This window comes from Bradyrhizobium sp. B039 (assembly GCF_038965675.1).
In the GTDB taxonomy this organism is placed as follows: domain Bacteria; phylum Pseudomonadota; class Alphaproteobacteria; order Rhizobiales; family Xanthobacteraceae; genus Bradyrhizobium; species Bradyrhizobium diazoefficiens.
Genome location: NZ_CP152416.1, coordinates 836,552 through 851,845, shown reverse-complemented (window position 1 = coordinate 851,845; position 15,294 = coordinate 836,552). Strand labels below are relative to the sequence as shown.

Below are 15,294 nucleotides of genomic sequence, written 5' to 3'. Positions count from 1 at the left end.
ATCGAGACTGGTCCGTGCCGACATGGTCGTGTCGTGAATGTCCAGAAAAAGCAAACCCGTCACACTGAAGGGCGAGCAAATGCGCGGTCATGAGGTCCAAGGCGCTGTCAGATCATTGCCCGAGCTGTTGAAGCACGGCGGACCACAACGCAAGCGGCTCCCTGAGGGCTCCCGGTTCGGACGGCTTCTGGCGAACGGCGGTGTGCACCATGACGAGCTTCGAGGCCGGATCGACCAGGATGACCTGACCGCGGATGCCGAGCAGGGCAAATCTGCGCTGCTCGCCGGGCAGGAGCCACACCTGATAGCCGTAGCCGAAATAGGGCGTGGCCACGCGCGGAGCGAGATGACCGTCGCCTGGCCTGACGGTCGTGGCATCCAGGAGCCATTGCCGGGGAATCAACTGACGACCTTCCCAGGCGCCGTCATGCGCGAGCAACCGGGCGAGGCGCGCATAGTCGCGCAAGGTTGCGTTGAAGCAGCAAAAGGCAATCTCCTGCCCGCTGCCGTCGATCGCCCATGAGGCATCCGCTTCGGTGCCGATGGCATCCCAGATCCGGTCGTGGAGATAGTCGGCAACCGGCGTGCCCGTCGCGGAGCGCAGGACCAGGCCCAAGATCTCGGTTTCCACACTGGCATAGTGCCATCGGGTCCCCGGCGGTGCGGTTCTTGTATTGAATTGTGCGACGACGGCGGCGGGATCCTTCGGCTCTTCAACGAACAGGGCTCGCCCAAGCCGGGCTATGTCATCTTGCCCGTCATAGACCTCGGAAAATTCAACGCCCGAGGACATGTTCAGCAGGGCGCGGATGGAGGTGTTTCCATATTCCGTTCCCGCAAGGCCGGAGACGTAGGTCGAGACGGGGTCGTCGATCGACTTGATCCGTCCCTCCGAGACCGCGATCCCGACCAGCATGCCCACCAGCGTCTTGGCCATGGACTGCGAGAGAAAGCGGTCGTGGTCGGTCCGCGCATATTGATAGTGCTCGTACAGGATTGTGTCGTCCCTGGCGATCAGGAGTCCCGTCACCGGGTTGCGTTTGAGGTAATCTGCGATGCTCAGCCGTTCCGTACCGAAACTGTAGGCGATCGATGGCTCCGGCGCGCGCTTGAACTGCCAGGGCGCCGTCGCCCGACCGATCGGGCGCGAAGGATAGATCTCGCCGAAATGGCTGTAGACGCCGACGAGCTTGTCGAGCTGGGTGGTGGTCCCCCGCGTGCCGACCGGATAGCCGGACGCCGCGCCGTAGAGCTCGGCATCGGGGCCGCTCTCCGAAAAGACCGGTCCCGCCTCGCCGGGAGAGCTTCGGACGTCCTGCGCGCAGGCCAGGGGCGCCCAGAGCGCGGAGGCGAGAATGACAGGCAAGAAAAGCCCCCGGCAACCGCGGGGCTTGCTGAGAGCTCCCCAATTCATTGCACCTGCCTCCTCACACGCTCTGGCGGGTGCTCTTATGAGAACAACCCCGCAAGGCGCCAATAAGAGGAATGCTATCATTACGGGTAGACGGTGTCAGCATGTGGCCATCGCCGACATCGACCGAATTCCGCGCTGCAGATGACAGACCTCTCGCGCCACCGAGACATCCATCATCCGATCGCGAAATCAGCCGCTGTCTCGGCGTGGATCGCCGTCGTGTCGAAGGTCTCGACTGTCGTGTCGCCCTGCCCGACCAGCATCGTGATCTCGGTGCAGCCGAGGATGATGCACTCGGCACCACGGGCGACCAGCGCCGCCATCACCTCCCGATAGCGGCAACGCGAGGGGGCGGCAACGTTTCCAAGGCACAGCTCGTCGTAGATGATGCGGTTGACGTCGGCCCGCGCCTCGGCGGGAGGAACGAGGACGTCGAGATCATGCGCGCGCAGCCGGTCGATGTAGAAGTCTTCCTCCATCGTGAACTTCGTGCCGAGCAACCCGACGCGCCGGTATCCTTTGGACCGGATGCGCTGTGCCGTTGAGTCGCCGATATGGATGAAGGGAATGGTCAGCTTCGCCACGATCTCGGGCGCCAGCTTGTGCATCGTGTTGGTGCACAATACGATCGCCCGCGCGCCGGCGCTTTCCAGGCGCAGCGCGACCTCGGCGAGGCTGCTTGCGGCCTCCTGCCAGCGGCCGGCGTACTGCATCTCCTTGATCTCCTGAAAATCGTAGGAATACATCAGCAACGGGGCCGAGTGCAGCTTGCCCATGCGGTCGCGGACACGCTCGTTGATCAGCTTGTAATAGAGCGCGGTGCTCTCCCAGCTCATGCCTCCGATCAGGCCAATGGTTCGCATCCCGGCGTCTCCCAAAACTCGCTCGATGGATCGTAGACGAAGACGCGGAAGCTCGCCATGACGCGATTGAACCAGCCGCAAGTCCGGCTACACCAAACAAGGTCGTGCCACTGCAATAGCCGCCGTTTCTCGCCGATGGATGCGCGATACGGATGAAGCGGATGCCTGCATGCGGTTTTTCCTGTGTGAGATCGTCGCCCGAATCGTCGCGATCTATCTGTGCGTCGATTGCAGCCGCATGCTGCGCGACGGCTATACCGAGAGGCAAATCAGGGCCTTCAGTCCCGATCTCGTGGACTGGCTGCTGGACTGGTCGCGGCAGGTTTTCCAGAGGGACACCGCGCCGGTCCAGTACTGGATGGAAATGGGCCATCAGGCCATCTGCCTTTTGGCGTGCCTCGTCGTCGCGATCTTCGGGTGGTGGCTGCCGAACGGCTGAGCGTCGGGCGATGGCGTTCCGGGACCACAACCGACCTCGCCCTGGGGCGAACGAGCGCGGGCAATCTTGATCCTCCCCATCAAATAGACCACCATCGCGCACCTTACCGCTCACGGCAGAATGGGCGAGGAAACGCTGACATGAACGCAACTCCCGGGGTTGGTCTGGTCGAACGTGCCCGCGCCATCGCACCGCTGATCGCGGGCGAGGCCGACGAGATCGAGCGGACGCGGAGGCTGACGCCGGCCGTCGTTTCAGCGCTGGTCGAGAACGGGCTCTATCGCGCGCTGCTGCCGCAGAGCCTTGGTGGCACGGAAGCTCCGATCGAAGCCTTCATGCAGATGCTGGAGGAAATCGCGAAGGCGGACGCCTCCACGGCCTGGTGTCTCGGCCAGTGCTGCGTCTGCGCGATGATCGCGGCCTCGCTCGACCGCGACACCGCGCACGAGATCTTCAACACACAGCCGGGCATCCTCGCCTGGGGTGCGATCGCCCATGAGGCGCGCGCGGTCGAGGGCGGCTATCGCGTCACCGCGCGCTGGGATTTTGCCTCGGGCTCGCGGCAGGCGAACTGGCTGGGGGCGCATGTCCGCATCGCCAGCGCGGACGGCGTGTCGCGCAAGAATGCCGACGGCTCGCCGGAGGTGCGCACCATCCTGTTTCCGGCAGAGAGCGCCGTGCTGCACGACGTGTGGCAGGCGATCGGGCTCGCCGGCACCGGCACGGATTCCTATGAGGTGAGCGACCTATTCATCCCCGAGCGCTTCACCGCGTTCCGTGACGTGCCGTCGGCGCTGCGCGAGAAGGGACCGCTCTACAGGATCGGCACCGGCTCGACCTTCAGCCTCGGCTTTGCCGCGGTGTCGCTCGGCGTCGCGCGCGCCACGCTGGATGCAGCGATCGCACTGGCGCGCGGCAAGCACCAGTCGCTGGCGGCAAGCGCCATGCGCGACAACCAGTCGGTCCAGGGCCTGATCGGCCGCACTGAGGGCGACCTTCGCGCCGCGCGCGCCTATCTCTATGCGACCGCAAACGCGATGTGGCGCGACCTGTCAGCGACCGGCGAATTCAGCGCGGCGCATCGCAGCGCGGTTCGCCTCGCCGCGACCTGGACCATTCATCAGTCGGCCAAGGTGGTGGACGCCGCCTACCACATGGCCGGCGCCACGGCCGTGTTCCGCAGCAATCCGTTCGAACGGCGGTTCCGCGACATGCACGCCATCGCGCAGCAGATCCAGGCGCGCGACACGCATTACGAGGATGTGGGGAAGGCACTTTTGGCGAGCGAGTGAGGCGGAGTGATAGCCGCAAGGCGGGTGCGCTCCCTCCCCCGCTTGCGGGGTCGCGACGAGCTTCGCTCGCGCTGAGAGGGTTGGGGAGAGGGTGGCTCCAGAATCGAGAACCCCCAAGAGGAGAGAATCCTCACCCGCGCCTTCGGCGCGACCTCTCCCGCAAGCGGGAGAGGTTAACCGAGAGAGTAGCGCGTCCCTTACATTGGGAATTCACGGTGAGCTGCGAAGAATGGCCGGAGGAGCATGACGATCACGCCACCATCGCGGCGTCTTCCTCGTCGGCGGCATCGATGCCGCGCTGGGCGGCGAGCAGGCTGATGATCTCGATATTGGGGCGGGCCTTGCTGAACAGAAAACCCTGGCCTTCGTCGCAGCCTTCGGCCCGGAGGCAGCTCAGCTCGGCCTCGGTCTCGACGCCTTCGGCGGTGATGGTGACGCCAAGACCTTTGCCGAGGCTGACGATGGAGCGGATGATCGCCTGGGCCTCGCGGTTGGCCCCGAGATCGCGCACGAAGGACTGGTCGATCTTGATCTTGTCGAAGGGGAAGCTGCGCAGATAGCTGAGGCTGGAATAGCCGGTGCCGAAATCGTCCATCGAGATGCGTACCCCGAGCGCGCGCAGCGCATGCAGCGTCGCCAGCACCTGGGCGCTCTTCTCCAGCAGCAGCGTCTCGGTGATCTCGAGCTCCAGCCGCCGCGGCGGCAGGCCGGAATGTTTCAGCGCGTCCGTCACCATCGAGAGCAGGTTGCCGCTGCGGAACTGGAGCGGCGACAGATTGACGGCGACGCGGACGTCGTCGGGCCAGGTCGCGGCGTCGAGGCAGGCGCGGCGCAGCATCAAGCCGCCGAGCGGATTGATCAGGCCGGTTTCCTCGGCGACGGGGATGAACTCCGCCGGCGAGACCATGCCGCGCTCGGCATGCGGCCAGCGCACCAGCGCCTCGAAGCCGGTGATGCGGCCGCTCGAGAGGTCGATCAGCGGCTGGTAGTACGGCCGCAACAGGTCGTTCTGGATCGCGTCGCGCAGCTCGACCTCGATCTTGCGCCGGCTCTGCGCTTTCGCATGCAGCGCCGCCTCGAAGAAGGCGAAGGTGCCGCGCGCGTCCAGCTTGGCGCGCGACAGCGCCATGTCGGCGCTCTTGAGCAGCTTTTCGGAATCGTCGCCGTCGGCCGGCGCCATCGCGATGCCGATGGAGGCGCCGATCACCACGGAATGGCCGTCGAGCAGATAGGGATCGGCGATGGCCTCCAGCAGGCGCTTGGCCAGCATCACCGCGTCCTCGGGACGGGTCAGCCCGCTCTGCACGATCGCGAACTCGTCCGAATTGAGCCGCGCCAGCGCGTCCTCTTCGCGCAAGGTGGAGCGCAGCCGCTTGGCGACACCGCGCAAGAGCTTGTCGCCGACGGCGTGTCCGAGCGTCTCGTTGACCGCCTTGAAATTGTCCAGCCCCAGCATCAGCACCGCGACCTTCTCGGAACTGCGGCGCGTGTGCAGCAGCATCTCGTCGACCTGCTGGCGCAGCAGGTTGCGGTTCGGCAGGCCGGTGAGCCCGTCATGCTGGGCCATGAAGGCCAGCCGCGCCTCGGCGCGCTTGCGCTCCGTGATGTCCATCAGCGCGAGCAGCACCGCGGGCCGCTCGGCATAGGTCAATTCGCGCGAATAGATCGCAAGGTCGATCAGCGCGCCGTCGGCCTTGACGTGCTTCCAGGTGCGCGCGGCCTGCTCGTCGCTGGAGCGGTCGGTGGTCCAGGGCGGCTCGCTGTCGAAGGCCTGCAAGGACCGGATCTTCAGCTTCTCGAACTCGGTGCGGCTATAGCCGTAATGGGCGACCGCGGCGTCGTTGACGCCGAGGATGCGCTCGTCGTCGAGCGCGCAGACGATCATGGGGACGGGATTGCCGTCGAACAGCAGGCGGAACGAGGCCTCGCGCTGCTTCAACTCGGTGATGTCGACGCGCAGGCCGACGACGCCGCCGTCGTCGGTGCGGCGCTCCTCGATCAGGATGACACGGCCGTCCGACAGCGTCTGCTCGTGACGTGCGCCCGGCTGATAGAGCTTCTCCAGCCGCCGGGCTATCCACTCTTCCTCGTGGCCTGCGGCTTCCGGATAGTCGCCGCGGGCGACGCCGACGCGCAGCGTGTCTTCGAGGCGCGCGCCCTCCGCGAACAGATCGGCGGTCTTGCTGTAGATCTCGGAGTACTGCTTGTTCCAGAGAACGTAGCGGCCTTCGGGGTCAAGAATCACGATGCCCTGCGGCAGCAGGTCGACGGCCTGGCGCAGCCGTTCGTGCGATTTGCGCGCCTCGATGATGGCCGCTTCGGCTTCCGCGCGGCTCTGCACGAGTTCGTCGTGCCTGGCGGGCCGATGCGAGGCGCGCGCGAAACGCGGCTTGCGCGGCCGCTCGCCGGCCGCAGCACGCACGTTGCGCTTTCGCTTTCCTGGTTTTCGAGACCCCAAACTCAACTTCACATGTCCCAGTCGCGCCCTGCGGCCGCAAGTCTTGAGGCAGTCTTGGGGCAAGTGTCTGAAAAAAAAGTAATCTTCGCCGGCCCCGCGGTTCGCATGCATCCGCAGCCGTGCCTGTTTGCGAGGCGTGAAAGCCTCGGCGGGCGCAGCAAGCCCGTTTCGCCGTCGTAATCGGACGGCGCGTTGGCGCAAAATTGCGCGCGCGCTTGAATCATTTCCGAAATCGCGCGCGATTGCATGCCGACCGCGGTTATTCCGCACGCCGCGCACGAATTTTGGTCAATGCAGGATACGGTTATCGGGCCGTTAAGAATCGGCTGGCCGGCATGCGACTTTGTGATGGTCTAATTGGAAATACGGATCGTGGTGTTGCGTGCGCCCTCGCGCTGGACCAGCGCGAACAGGGCGGCCGCATGCGCGGGATGCAGGCGGACACAGCCATGCGAGGCCGGCCCGCCCAGGCGGTAAATGTCGGTCGTGCCATGAATGGCGAAGCCGTAATGGAAGAAGATCGCGTGCGGCATCGGCGAATTGTAGTACTTGCGCGAAAAATAGCGCCGCATCATCGCCTGCGGATGGAAGGTGCCGCTCGGCGTGCCGTAGCCGCTGCGGCCCGTCGACACCGGCCAGCTGTAGCGCGGCGCGCCGTCGACACGCACCGACATGCGCTGTGACGATTTGTCGATGTCCACCCTGAGGTCGGCCCGCGCCGGCGTTACGCAACATCCCGCCAGCACAAACGCCGCAGTCACGACCCGCATCGCGAGCCGTGCACATTGCCGGTTCATGACCAAAGCCCCGCAGCTTTTTGTCCGGCCAGCATGGTGTCGGGGCCGGACCGCGGCTGTAAAGACACCGTGAGGCGGCGGCCGGTCGAAAGCCTAGTTCTTAACCCTGACGCAGCGTTGGGCTATAAGGTGATCAGCATGAGTCCCCGCCGCCTCGTCCCTCTCCTGCTTTTCGCGACACTCCTGACCGCCGGCGGCGCGCTGGCCCAGGACAAGGGCAGCGTGAACCCAAAGCCGCTGCCGCCGCTCGCCAACCCCAACGATCCCAGCATCGGCGCCAAGGAGCTGTTCGCGCGAAAGCTGCTGCCCTCGAAGGGGCCGGCGCATGTCATCGGCTCCTACACCAAGGGCTGCATCGGCGGCGCCGAACGGATGCCGCTGAACGGCGACAATTGGCAGGTGATGCGGCTGTCGCGCAATCGCAATTTCGGCCACCCCGAGATGATCGCGCTGATCAAGCGGCTCGCGGCAAGGGCGCACAAGGACGCGGGCTGGCCGGGCATCCTGGTCGGCGACATCGCCCAGCCGCGCGGCGGGCCGGCGCTGTCGGGCCATGCCAGCCATCAGATCGGCCTAGATGCCGACATCTGGCTGACGCCGATGCCCGACCATCGGCTCTCGCGCGAGGAGCGCGAGGAAATGTCCGCGGTGATGATGGTGCGGCAGGACCGGCTCGACATCGACCCGAAGGTGTTCACGCCGTCCCACGTGCTGGTGCTGCGCGACGCCGCGCAGGAGCCGGCGGTGCAGCGCATCTTCGTCAATGCCGCGATCAAGAAGGCGCTGTGCCGCGAGGCCAAGGGCGACCGCTCCTGGCTGTCGAAGATCCGGCCATGGTGGGGCCACGACTATCACTTCCACATCCGCATGCGCTGCCCGCCGGGTGCCGGCGAATGCGAGGGCCAGCCGTCGCAGTCGGAGGACGAAGGCTGCAAGGAGGCCGATCTCGCCTACTGGTTCTCTGATGCCGTGCTGCACCCCAAGCCGCCGCCGGAGCCGCCAAAACCGAAACCGCCGATGACGCTGGCGCAGATGCCGGCGGCGTGCAAGGTCGTGCTGCACGCCGGCGATGCGAAGCCGTAACGCTCTCCGCCGTCGTCCTGGCGAAAGCCAGGACCCATTACCCCAGGGAGGAGTTGTTGGGCGAAGTGGCAACTGCGAGTCTTCGCCAAACACAATCCTGGGGGTATGGGTCCTGGATCAGCGCTCGCTCTGCTCGCTTGTCCAGGACGACGAGCTGATATTGACGCTGCCGCCTCCTCACCGCCGTCGTCCCGGGGCGCGAAGCGAGCACGGGACTCATAACCACAGGGAGTGGTTGCGGCGCGAGCTGGCAACTCAGAACCCCCGTGACCACACCCGCCTGTGGCTATGGATCCCGGATCTGCGCTCCGCTTCGCTGCGCTTGTCCGGGACGACAGTGGTGATTGGGGCGCGCGGCCCGGGCTGACGAACGAGTTGATTGGTTCGCACCAGCCAAATACGCTAGTATCGGCCTGCCGCCGCGCCGTAAGCCCGCGGCATCTCGGGACGCGCATCCCGTTCTTCAACAAGCCTGACCGCAAGCCCCGCGTCTTTCGCGTGGCCAACGATGAGATTTGACATGCGCATCCCCATTTTCCTCGCCGCGCTCACGCTCGGTGCGACCTCCGCTCTGGCCGCCGAAGAGCCGAGCGGCTGCGACAAGTTCAAATGGCCGATCGAGCGCGAGCGCGCCGCGCTGACGGCGCCGGACCGTGCGAAGCTCGCTTCGGGGAGCGAACAGGCTGCGCTGCCGTCATCGGCCATTACGCTGGGGCTGGTCGCCCCGAGCGAAGCAAAGCTGCCCACGCCGCCGGAGCGGGCGCCGAAGGACGGCACCTTTGCCGGCTTCACCGGCATCAAGACAACGAAAGCCGGGCTCTACACGATCAGCCTGTCGGCCGGCGCCTGGGTCGACGTGGTGCAGGACGGGCATGTCCTCAAGCCCGTGGCCTTCAGCGGCGCGACCGATTGCGACGGCATCCGCAAGACCATGAAATACGAGCTGTCGGCGCAGCCCTTGGTGCTCCAGGTCAGCGGCGCCAGGGACAATTTTATCTCGATCGCGATCCTGCCGAGCGAGTAGGCAAGGGTCGGACCAAAGGTCGCCTTTGACCTCAAAGGTCGCCTTTGACCTGTTCCGCCAGCCTGTTATGGTCGCGCCCAGCGATATCCCGAGGGACCGTAAGTCCGTCGGGCTCCCCGGAACAGCGCGTCCGCCGATCGCACCCCTGACTCAACCAACGCCGTCTTGCGTGCGCTATTGGCGCGCGCAGGCGCATGGAGCGCTCCCGATGTCCCGCCCTTCCGTACTTTTTTCCGCCTTCATCGTTTTGCTCGCGGCTTTGTCGCCCGCCGCCGCCGAGGACAAGACCATCACCGTGTTCGCCGCCGCCTCGATGAAGAACGCGCTCGACGAGATCGACGCGGCCTACACCGCGAAGACCGGCGTCAAGTTCAGCGTCAGCTATGCCGCAAGCTCGGTGCTCGCCAAGCAGATCGAGCAGGGCGCGCCGGCCGACGTGTTCGTCTCCGCCGACACCGACTGGATGGACTACGCGATCTCCAGGAAGACCATCAACGAGCCTTCCAGAGTCAACCTGCTCGGCAACAGCATCGTGCTGATCGCGCCGAAGGATTCCAAGATCGACAACGTCACCATCGCGCAGGGCTTCGACCTCGCCAAGCTCGCCGGCGACGGCAGGATCGCGACCGGCGACGTCAAGTCGGTGCCAGCAGGCAAATATGCGAAGGCGGCGCTCGAGAAGCTCGGCGCGTGGCAGGCGGCCGAGCCGAAATTCGCCATGGCCGAGAGCGTGCGCGCCGCGCTGACGCTGGTCGCCCGCGGCGAGGCCGATCTCGGCATCGTCTATTCGACCGACGCCAAGGTCGAGCCGGGCGTGAAGATCGTCGGCACCTTCCCGGCGGATTCGCATCCCGCGATCATCTATCCCGTTGCCGCGACCGTGACCGCGAAGGGCGAGACCGGCGACTATCTCGCCTTCCTGCGCTCGACCGCGGCCAAGACGATCCTGGAAAAATACGGCTTCAAGTTCCTGATCAGCCCCACGACGTGATATCTGCGACTTGATGTCCGAGATCTCACCTGCCGAATGGACTGCGATCCTGCTCTCGCTCAGGGTCGCCGTGATCGCAACGCTGGTGGCGACGCCGTTCGGCATTGCGCTGGCATGGCTGCTCGCGCGACGCGATTTCTGGGGCAAGTCGCTGCTCGATGCGCTGGTGCACCTGCCGCTGGTGCTGCCGCCGGTCGTGACCGGCTATCTGCTGCTTCTCACCTTCGGCCGCCGCGGCCTCGTCGGCGGCTTCCTCGCCGACCATCTCGGCATCGTCTTCGCGTTCCGCTGGACCGGCGCGGCGCTCGCCTGCGGCGTGATGTCGTTTCCGCTGCTGGTACGCCCGATGCGGCTGTCGATCGAGGCGATCGACCGCAAGCTGGAGCAGGCCGCGGAGACGCTTGGCGCGGCACCGTGGAAAGTGTTCTTCACCGTGACGCTGCCGCTGGCGCTGCCCGGCGTGCTCGCCGGCATGGTGCTCGGCTTCGCGAAAGCGATCGGCGAGTTCGGCGCGACCATCACCTTCGTCTCCAACATTCCCGGCGAGACCCAGACGATTTCCTCGGCGATCTATTCGTTGATCCAGACGCCCGATGGCGATGCCGCGGCGGGCCGCCTCGTGATCGTCTCGGTCATCCTGGCGCTGGGTGCGCTGATTGCCGCCGAGTGGTTCGCCCGCCGCGCCACCGCGCGATTGCACGGGAATTGACCATGCTGCGGGTCGATGTCGAAAAGCAGCTCGGCGAGTTCTCGCTTCACGCATCGTTCATCGGCGAAGGGCGCGTCATCGGCCTGTTCGGTGCATCAGGCGCCGGCAAGACCTCGCTGGTCAACATGATCGCCGGGCTCTTGCGGCCCGACCGCGGCACCATCGTGATTGACGGCGAGACCGTGGACGACACCGCGGCTGGCATTCATGTGCCGCCCTGGCGCCGCCGCATCGGCTATGTGTTCCAGGACGCGCGGCTGTTCCCGCATCTCAACGTTGCGCAGAATCTCGACTATGGACGACGGATGAACCGCCTTGCACCCGATCCTGCCCAGCACAGGCGCGTCATCGACCTGCTCGACATCGGTGCCTTGCTTGACCGCCGTCCCGGAAAACTCTCCGGCGGCGAGCGCCAGCGCGTCGCGCTCGGCCGCGCGCTGTTGTCCAAACCGCGCCTGCTGCTGCTCGACGAGCCGCTCGGCGCGCTCGACGAAGGCCGCAAGCTCGAGATCCTGCCCTATCTGGTGCGGCTGCGGGATGAGGCCAACGTCCCGATGGTCTATGTCAGCCACGACGTCGCCGAGTTGCGCCAGCTCGCGACGCAAATCGTGATGCTGAAAGAGGGGCGCGTGACGTCGTTCGGCGGGGTGAAGGTGCTGACGTGAGGGGCTTGTGACGTTGCCGCTCTTTTGCTTGTCGTCCTCAGCTCGCGAATAGCGGCCGCGCGGCGTCGGTCAGCATGCCATGCGCCCGCTTGACGTTGTCGAGAAACTGCCGCACGCTTTCCTGCCAAGTGAAGGTCAGGGCATAGGCCCGGCATTTTTCGCGCGGCACCTGCAGGGCGGCGAGCGCCGCGCGGCGCAGGTCGGCATCGAGACAGCCGCATCCGGACTCTCCGATCACATCGAGCGGCCCCATCACCGGGAAGGCCGCAACCGGCAGGCCGCACGCCAACGCTTCGAGGATCACCAACCCGAACGTATCGGTCAGGCTCGGAAAGACGAAGACATCGGCTGACGCGTAGACATCGGCGAGTGCTCGCCCGGTTCGCGTGCCGAGAAAATGGACCTGCGGAAACCGCGCCTGCAGGCTCGCACGCAACGGCCCGTCGCCGACCACGACCTTCGAGCCCGGCAGGTCCAAGGCAAGGAAAGCCTCGAGGTTCTTCTCGACCGCGATGCGGCCGACATACAGGAACACCGGCGCCGGAAAGGCGAGCGGCTGCACGCTGCGCGGACGAAACAGCACGGCATCGACGCCGCGCGACCAAGGCATCAGGTTGCGGAAGCCATGCGCCTTCAGGGCCTGTTCCAGCGTCGGCGAGCCGACCATGATGCCGTCGCCGCCGTTGTGGAAACGGCGCAGTACCGCATAGCTCCACCTCAGCGGCACCGGCAGCCGCTCCGCCAGATATTCAGGAAAGCGGGTGTGATAGCTCGTCGTGAACGGATAGCCGCGGGTCTGGCAGACATGGCGAGTGATCCACCCGATCGGCCCCTCGGTCGCGATGTGCACGGAATCCGGACCCATGCCTTTGATCGCGCGCTCGATTCGCCCCACCGAGGCCAGCGCGAGGCGGATCTCCCGGTAGCCGGGCAGCGGCACGGTGGGGAAATCGCCCGGCGTGAGGAAGCCGATACTGGCGCCGAACGAAGGCGCTTCGCTGGCGAGATATTCGAGCGAGCGCACCACGCCGTTGATCTGTGGGCGCCAGGCGTCGGTCGCCACCAGCACGCGCATCAGGCGACCGCCCGTGCGAACGGCACCACGCTCGACGGCCCCGGCATCTGCTGGGGCCGCGCCTCGACCCAGCGGATGATCTCGAACCGGCCGTCATGGTGCTCGACGACACCGGTGCAGGATTCCACCCAGTCGCCGGTGTTGATGTAGCGAATGCCGAACTCGTCATGCATCGCCGCGTGATGGATGTGGCCGCAGATCACGCCCTGCGCAGCGTGCCGCCTTGCCTCCGACGACAGGATCTCCTCGAAGCGGCCGATGTGATTGACCGCATTCTTGACCCGCAGCTTCGCCCAGGACGAGAACGACCAATAGGCGAGCCCGAACCGACTCCGGATCCAGTTGAGCCAGACGTTGGAGGCAAGCGCCGTGCGGTAGCCGACATCGCCGAGCAGCGCCAGCCAGCGGGCGTGGCGTACGACGAGATCGAAGTGATCGCCATGGACGACGAGATAAGCGCGGCCGTCGACGCCCCGGTGGATCGCGTGCTCAACCACCTCGACGCTGCCAAAGGTCGAGCCGACATAGTCGCGCACGAACTCGTCGTGATTGCCGGCTACATAGACGATCCGCTTGCCGCGCCGCGCGATATCTACGAGCGCCTGCACCACTGCATTGTGCGTGCCTGGCCAGTACCAGCTCGACCGCAGGTACCAGCCATCGACGATGTCGCCGACCAGGAACACAGTGTCGGCGTCATGGTGATGGAGAAAGTCGATCAGCCGCTCGGCCTGGCATCCCCTCGTCCCAAGATGGACATCGGAGATGAACAAGCTCCTGACCTTGACGACGTCGGACGGCAAAGCCGCATCCCTGTCCGGACTCTGCGCCGGCCGGTCGCCGCGATTGTCATCGCGCAGGAATGCCATCGCGGCAGCTTCCGCCAATCCCGCGACCGCCTTCGTCACATCGCGGTTGGCGCGGCGCCGGAAGATCGAGCGATGCCAATAGACGCCGACGGCAAGAACCAGGAGCGCGAACTGGGCGCCGCGATGCCGCCCGTCGGACGCCGCGACACCGAACTGAAGGCCGGCGAGCAGGATCAGCACCGCGGCGGTGAGATGCTCAAGCGTGTGCGAGCCGGACCGAAACCGGGACAACAGGGGTCTCATGCGATCTCCTCCACGGCCTTGGGGGCGGCGATGGCGCGCGACGACGCGAGGCGCGGCCGCGCGATCGCGTGCGTGTAAAGGCGAAGTCCGAGAATGATCGCGACCTCCACAGCGACGAGGATGGCGACCACCCAGAAGCCGATGCTGACGGGATCCTGACCGCTGTCGCGCAGCACATAGCCGAGGCTCAGGAACGGCATGTTCCAGATCACGGTGCCGATTGCGGTGGCGGTGACGAAGGCGCGCGGCTCCAGTTGCAGCACGCCGGCCGGCAACGCCAGATAGATCCGCACGGTCGGCAGCGTCTGGCCGATCAGCGTGACCCAGAAATGGTTGCCGCGATAGGCATCGGTGAGCTGCTGATAGAACGAGGGCCGCAGCAGCACGTATTTGCCGTAAGTCCTCACCAGTCGCTCGATCCGCTGCGAGCCGAGCGCGCGGCCAAGCCCGTACCAGCCGAGCGCGCCGACGACCGATCCAACACTTGTCGCCACGATGGTCATGGCCAGCGATGCGCCGTCGGACACGGTGAGACCGAGCAGCATCAACAGAACGTAGGACGGAAACAGCGGAATGAATTTCTCGGCGATCGCCAGGCAACCAATGCCCAGCAGGCCGAAGTGCAGAAACATTGCGATCGTGCTCGACGTGTCCATGGTGCCTCGATCACGCGCAGGGGGGACGGCGGCTGATCCGGTACACCGAGGCCGGAGGCAGGTTGCGATAGGTCTGCCCGATGCAACTTGCCTGCAGATCGAGATGATCGAGGATCGCATCAGGGACGGGACAGCGCGGGCCGTACGTGATCTGGAAAAACGCGCCGCCCGGACGGAGATAGGCAAACGCGCCATCGAGAATCGCCAGCACTTTTCCTGGCGGCATCGTGAGCAATCCGAGGCCGCTGACGACGGCGCCGACCGGCGCCCCTTCAAACAGTTTTTCTCTCACCAGCCAGGCCGCATCCATCCACAGCACGCGCGCGCCGGGGAAGCGCTGCTGCAGCAACGGGATGAAATCGGAGCCGTATTCGACCAGCGTCAGATTCTGCTGCCGGACGCCGCGATCGAGCAATGCGCGGGTGAACACGCCGGTGCCGGGGCCGAGTTCGATGACGGGGCCAGTCTCGGCCGTAATCTCCTGCGCCATCAGCGACGACGCGGCGGGTCCCGACGGCGCAACCGCTGCGACACGCAAAGGATCGCGAATCCAGGCGCGGAAGAACGGCAGGATGTCAGCAGACGACATGCGAGATCTCCCTCGCGATGCAGTCGGTCTCGCAGGTGCGGTTCAGTACCAAGGTCATTCAAATGTCTTTCCGCTTGCGCGTGTCCGCATCGAACGCGGAGCGTCGCGCAGGTGAGCCATGTCGGGC

At 65.8% G+C, this 15,294-nt stretch carries 15 protein-coding genes; 7 read left to right on the top strand and 8 right to left on the bottom strand.

What is annotated here, in order from left to right; all coding sequences use genetic code 11:
- Window positions 1-112: 112 nt before the first annotated feature.
- Both AAFG50_RS04005 and AAFG50_RS04000 read right to left on the bottom strand, forming a co-directional pair.
- Complete coding sequence (locus tag AAFG50_RS04005) at window positions 113-1,366, bottom strand: serine hydrolase (RefSeq protein ID WP_028175923.1); 1,254 nt, start codon at window positions 1,364-1,366, stop codon at window positions 113-115.
- A 221-nt stretch (window positions 1,367-1,587) separates the two neighbouring features.
- Window positions 1,588-2,277, bottom strand: coding sequence for an aspartate/glutamate racemase family protein (locus AAFG50_RS04000; RefSeq protein ID WP_028175924.1), 690 nt, complete (start codon window positions 2,275-2,277; stop codon window positions 1,588-1,590).
- Between the two features lie 169 nt (window positions 2,278-2,446).
- On the opposite strand from AAFG50_RS04000, the gene AAFG50_RS03995 reads away from it, so the two are divergent.
- Both AAFG50_RS03995 and AAFG50_RS03990 read left to right on the top strand, forming a co-directional pair.
- On the top strand, window positions 2,447-2,716 hold the full coding sequence (locus AAFG50_RS03995) for a hypothetical protein (RefSeq protein ID WP_131234246.1): 270 nt from the start codon (window positions 2,447-2,449) through the stop codon (window positions 2,714-2,716).
- Window positions 2,717-2,856: 140 nt separating this feature from the next.
- Window positions 2,857-4,008: an acyl-CoA dehydrogenase family protein gene (locus tag AAFG50_RS03990; protein WP_028175926.1), complete on the top strand. Its 1,152-nt coding sequence runs from the start codon at window positions 2,857-2,859 to the stop codon at window positions 4,006-4,008.
- A 250-nt stretch (window positions 4,009-4,258) separates the two neighbouring features.
- On the opposite strand, the gene AAFG50_RS03985 is transcribed toward AAFG50_RS03990, so the two are convergent.
- Window positions 4,259-6,430, bottom strand: coding sequence for an EAL domain-containing protein (locus AAFG50_RS03985; RefSeq protein WP_028175927.1), 2,172 nt, complete (start codon window positions 6,428-6,430; stop codon window positions 4,259-4,261).
- Window positions 6,431-6,819: 389 nt separating this feature from the next.
- A complete protein-coding gene (locus AAFG50_RS03980) occupies window positions 6,820-7,263 on the bottom strand; it encodes a L,D-transpeptidase (protein WP_074077627.1) in 444 nt (147 codons plus the stop codon).
- A gap of 138 nt (window positions 7,264-7,401) precedes the next feature.
- Here AAFG50_RS03980 and mepA point away from each other — a divergent pair, with 138 nt between their 5' ends.
- The 5 genes from mepA (at window position 7,402) to modC (ending at window position 11,735) form a co-directional block, all read left to right on the top strand.
- A complete protein-coding gene (gene mepA, locus AAFG50_RS03975; protein WP_028175929.1) occupies window positions 7,402-8,346 on the top strand; it encodes a penicillin-insensitive murein endopeptidase in 945 nt (314 codons plus the stop codon).
- Between the two features lie 520 nt (window positions 8,347-8,866).
- A complete protein-coding gene (locus AAFG50_RS03970; protein ID WP_028175930.1) occupies window positions 8,867-9,370 on the top strand; it encodes a hypothetical protein in 504 nt (167 codons plus the stop codon).
- Between the two features lie 208 nt (window positions 9,371-9,578).
- Window positions 9,579-10,361 (top strand): molybdate ABC transporter substrate-binding protein, encoded by a 783-nt coding sequence (modA, locus tag AAFG50_RS03965; RefSeq protein ID WP_028175931.1) that lies wholly within the window; start codon window positions 9,579-9,581, stop codon window positions 10,359-10,361.
- A gap of 13 nt (window positions 10,362-10,374) precedes the next feature.
- Entirely contained in the window at window positions 10,375-11,070 is a 696-nt protein-coding gene (modB, locus tag AAFG50_RS03960) for a molybdate ABC transporter permease subunit (protein WP_011090882.1), read from the top strand.
- 2 nt (window positions 11,071-11,072) lie between these two features.
- Window positions 11,073-11,735, top strand: a complete 663-nt coding sequence (gene modC / locus AAFG50_RS03955; RefSeq protein WP_028175932.1) for a molybdenum ABC transporter ATP-binding protein — start codon at window positions 11,073-11,075, stop codon at window positions 11,733-11,735.
- 37 nt (window positions 11,736-11,772) lie between these two features.
- Here the strand turns inward: modC and AAFG50_RS03950 are convergent, their stop codons facing one another.
- The 4 genes from AAFG50_RS03950 to AAFG50_RS03935 all read right to left on the bottom strand — a co-directional run bounded on the left by AAFG50_RS03950 (window position 11,773) and on the right by AAFG50_RS03935 (window position 15,167).
- A complete protein-coding gene (locus AAFG50_RS03950; protein WP_028175933.1) occupies window positions 11,773-12,810 on the bottom strand; it encodes a glycosyltransferase family 1 protein in 1,038 nt (345 codons plus the stop codon).
- Window positions 12,810-13,679, bottom strand: a complete 870-nt coding sequence (locus AAFG50_RS03945) for a UDP-2,3-diacylglucosamine diphosphatase (RefSeq protein WP_028175934.1) — start codon at window positions 13,677-13,679, stop codon at window positions 12,810-12,812. The genes AAFG50_RS03950 and AAFG50_RS03945 overlap by 1 nt, the downstream gene beginning before the upstream one ends.
- 239 nt (window positions 13,680-13,918) lie before the next feature.
- Window positions 13,919-14,578 carry a DedA family protein gene (locus tag AAFG50_RS03940; RefSeq protein WP_011090886.1) on the bottom strand — a complete coding sequence of 220 codons (660 nt, stop codon included), beginning with the start codon at window positions 14,576-14,578 and terminating at the stop codon, window positions 13,919-13,921.
- A gap of 10 nt (window positions 14,579-14,588) precedes the next feature.
- Window positions 14,589-15,167, bottom strand: a complete 579-nt coding sequence (locus AAFG50_RS03935) for a methyltransferase domain-containing protein (RefSeq protein WP_028175935.1) — start codon at window positions 15,165-15,167, stop codon at window positions 14,589-14,591.
- Window positions 15,168-15,294: the final 127 nt, after the last annotated feature.